Annotated in this window: 4 protein-coding genes; 2 read left to right on the top strand and 2 right to left on the bottom strand. The window is 55.7% G+C overall.

Going from position 1 to position 3,744, the window contains the following annotated elements:
• Both CEJ45_RS24275 and CEJ45_RS24270 read right to left on the bottom strand, forming a co-directional pair.
• Window positions 1-795 (bottom strand): nickel/cobalt efflux transporter (locus CEJ45_RS24275; RefSeq protein WP_088757541.1); only part of this gene is annotated, 795 nt, incomplete at its 3' end.
• Between the two features lie 9 nt (window positions 796-804).
• On the bottom strand, window positions 805-1,074 hold the full coding sequence (locus CEJ45_RS24270; protein WP_088757540.1) for a metal-sensing transcriptional repressor: 270 nt from the start codon (window positions 1,072-1,074) through the stop codon (window positions 805-807).
• Between the two features lie 124 nt (window positions 1,075-1,198).
• On the opposite strand from CEJ45_RS24270, the gene CEJ45_RS24265 reads away from it, so the two are divergent.
• Both CEJ45_RS24265 and chrA read left to right on the top strand, forming a co-directional pair.
• Entirely contained in the window at window positions 1,199-2,155 is a 957-nt protein-coding gene (locus CEJ45_RS24265; RefSeq protein ID WP_088757539.1) for a chromate resistance protein ChrB domain-containing protein, read from the top strand.
• Window positions 2,155-3,558: a chromate efflux transporter gene (gene chrA, locus CEJ45_RS24260; protein WP_241517424.1), complete on the top strand. Its 1,404-nt coding sequence runs from the start codon at window positions 2,155-2,157 to the stop codon at window positions 3,556-3,558. Before CEJ45_RS24265 ends, chrA begins: the two co-directional genes overlap by 1 nt.
• Window positions 3,559-3,744 lie beyond the last annotated feature (186 nt).

Raw genomic sequence — 3,744 nt, 5'->3', positions numbered from 1 at the left:
TCGAGTAAGCCACAGGGATATTTTTGGTGCACACATTCTGCACACGACGAGCCTGAAATCCCTTATTTTTAGGCTTTTTCTATCCAATCCATCATCTGCATGATCGTGATGGTGATGATGTTCTTCATACTGCAGGTCGTATATATGATAGTGACCACCGTGCGACAGGAAGACCTGTGCCTTGAATTCGTGCGGCTCAGGAATTTCATCAACCGACTCCAGAAATACCCCCTTGTCGGCGAATTTGAAAGTCTGCTCCACCCCATCTTGCCGCACGGTACGGATTTCAACGCCGGCGGCAGGCCAACGGTGAGAGCCATGCTCCATCGACAACCTGAATCGCGGCGGCACGTTCTCTTCAAAAATGTCGACACGGAGCATGCCGTGGCCGGTGTTGACCCATTTCGTCTCATCATGGTCATGATGATGGTGGCTACGCGCCTCTTGGCGTGACTGTTGCCAAGTCCGGAATGCCATCCATAGCGCCACACCGATGATCAGGATGCCGGAAGCGACCTGGAAATACGGCTCCGACGACTCTGCGCTCCATTGGCTGCCGAAATACATGCCGGCGAGAGCCACGAGCCACACCACGGCGGTATGGGAGAGCGTCGCGGAAACACCCAGCAGTATTGCTTGCGAGACCGTACCCCGGATGGCCACGATGAACGCGGCCATCATGGTTTTTGAATGACCTGGCTCCAAGCCATGCAGCGCCCCCAACAGAATGGCGCTTGGAATGAAAAGCCAGATGTTTCCAGCACCTTGCTGGAGAAGCGCTGCGATATCGATCATGACTGCGCCTTAAAGGTACTTGGTGATTTCCTTGAACTCACGCACGGCGTCAGCTGACTCTTTGCCGTCCGATTGCATCGCGTGATCCAGGCAATGGTCGATGTGATCGTGGATCAAGACACGCTTGGCATTTCCGATCGCGCTTTCGACTGCTTGCAGCTGCTGGGCGACCTCCAGGCAACCTCGTTCCGATTCCATCATGACAATAATGCTGCGCAGATGGCCTTCCGCCCGCTTCAGGCGTTTGATGATGTCTGGGTGAGAGGTGTGTGTGCTCATAGCTCAATTATCCTATCCAGGGGGATAGGATAGCACGGGTGATGGCTTGCGGTTTCTTTGGCATAAATACGTCAAGCACAAAGTTAACTATGTAAATATAACTACATCATGTAGAGTTCAATACATGAATAAGCTATCCAATCGTTGGCATCTTTTGATTGCCAGCCTCCCCACCAGCGGCGCCACGGCACGTATGCGGCTTTGGCGTCCCATCAAGGCCCTTGGCTGCTCGCCTCTTCGTGGCGGCGCGTATCTCCTGCCTGACCGTCCCGGCCACGCCGAAACACTGGCGGAATTGGCAGAGCAGACGAACACCGAGGGCGGCGAGGCTTGGCTTGTGACGGTAGATCCACGTAGTGAGGAGGATGAGCAGGCTTTCTTGGCGCGGTTTGACCGCACCAGGGAGTACGGCGAATTTTTGAAATTGGTCGTAGAGGCAAAGAAAGGGCTGACCTCGCAAGCGCCAACTGACATCGCCAAAACACTCAAGAAGCTGACCAAGGAAAGAGATGCCATTGAGAAGATCGATTTCTTCCCCAACGAAGCGACCTTGGATGCAAATGCTGCCTGGGGCGACTTCGTAGAAAAAGCAAATGCAATCCTGTCTCCAGGCGAACCACAACCACATGCACGGGATATTCAGGTGCTCAATGCGCAGGACTATCAGGGGCGTACCTGGGCAACCCGGCGTCGCTTATGGGTAGACCGTGTGGCCAGCGCCTGGCTTATCCGGCGCTTCATCGACCCCACGGCGCAATTCCTCTGGCTGGACAACCCGGCGGACTGCCCGGCCGATGCACTGGGCTTCGACTTCAACGACGCTACGTTCACGCACGTGGGCGACAAGGTGACCTTCGAGGTGCTGGTCGCCAGCTTCCAGTTGCCATCTACCCCGGGGATAGAGCGGCTGTCCGCACTTGTTCACTCGCTCGATGCCGGTGGCGAGGCGCCACCGGAAGCGGCTGGTTTTGAGGCGATTCTCACCGGCGCGCGCGCGCGCCTGGCTGACGATGACGCGTTCCTGGTGGAAGTCGGAACGATTCTGGATTCGCTTCTTGCTCACTACAACAAGGAAACATGATGAATCACCCTCCCCAGATAACTAGTGACACTGCTGCTTATGAACGCCATGGCGTTTCATTTCGCGAAGCATTTTGGGTGTGGGTTCGTGTTGCGGCTTTGAGTTTCGGCGGCCCCGCGGGGCAGATCGCCGTCATGCATCGAATACTCGTTGAGGAGAAGCGTTGGATCAGCGAAACGCGTTTTCTTCACGCGCTGAATTACTGCACCCTCGTGCCTGGGCCGGAGGCGCACCAGTTGGCGGTGTACATCGGATGGTTACTACATCGAACCCGAGGCGGGCTTGTCGCTGGCCTGCTGTTCATTTTCCCCGGCCTGATTGCGCTGGGCGTGCTCAGCTGGGTCTACGCAACGTACGGAAATGTCGGCTATGTACAGGCCTTTTTCTTCGGACTCAAAGCAGCGGTGCTTGCAGTCGTCTTGGAGGCTGTGCTCAGAGTGGGCCGCCGCGCGTTGAAAACGCGACTCATGGTGGCAGTGGCAGCGCTCTCGTTCGTCGCAATCTTCATTTTTGCCGTGCCGTTTCCCCTGCTGATCATCGCAGCAGCGCTCATTGGCCTGGTCGGTAATCGGATGGGGAAAATTGCACCGCGTAGCACTGCCGGCAACGGGGCCACAGAGCAGGATGGCGCGCCACTGGCGGCCATTGATGCCGCGTTCGACATTGAAATTCCCGAACACGTTCGGCCATCGCACTCCCGAACGATTAAAGTCTGCTTGATCGGCTTGCTGCTTTGGTTGGGGCCGCTGTTTGTATTCCTATGGACGATTGGGCCCGATAGCGTCTTTACGCACATCACGACCTTTTTCAGCAAAATGGCCGTCCTGACCTTCGGCGGTGCTTACGCCATTTTGTCGTACGTTGCGCAACAGGCCGTTGATCACTATCACTGGCTCGCGCCAGGAGAAATGATGGCTGGACTCGGCATGGCAGAGACGACACCCGGCCCGTTGATCAGCGTGGTTCAGTTCGTTGGCTTCATGGCCGCTTTCCGCCAGCCTGGGATGCTTGATCCTGTACTGGCGGGAACTCTGGGCGGAATCTTGGCGAAATGGGCGACTTTTGCTCCGTCATTCCTGTTTATCTTTATCGGCGCTCCCTATGTTGAGGCCGTACGCAACAACAAGGCACTTAGCGCTGTGCTCTCCACAATCATGGCCGCCGTTGTTGGCGTCATTTTGAATCTGGCGGTCTGGTTTGCGCTCCATACCTTGTTTGGTGAGATCAACGTTCTACGCGTATGGGGAATGACGCTGCAAGTCCCTGTGGTATCGAGCCTTGATCTTTGGTCGGTCTTGCTGTCGGGCGCGGCCATTCTGGCACTATTCCGATTTCATCTTGGCATGATGACCACGTTGGCCGGATGCTGCTTGGTCGGCATCGCCATTCACCTTCTCAAATGACTGCAAGGAAGTTTGCTTCCGGCCAGGAGCAGCATCTCAGTTTGAGTGCCTGCATTGTAGAATTGCTCCCGGCATCATAAGAAGTCGACAACTTAAAGTGGACCCCGAATTTGAGACACTGATTTAAGCTGTCGTCCTGGAAGGGATGACGAGAATGAGTGAAGCAAAGAAGAAGCGAAATAGCTA

Source organism: Herbaspirillum aquaticum (assembly GCF_002213425.1).
GTDB classification, from domain to species: Bacteria; Pseudomonadota; Gammaproteobacteria; order Burkholderiales; family Burkholderiaceae_D; genus Herbaspirillum; species Herbaspirillum aquaticum.
Note: the sequence above shows the minus strand (reverse complement) of the source record. Positions and strands in the feature narration are given on the sequence as shown.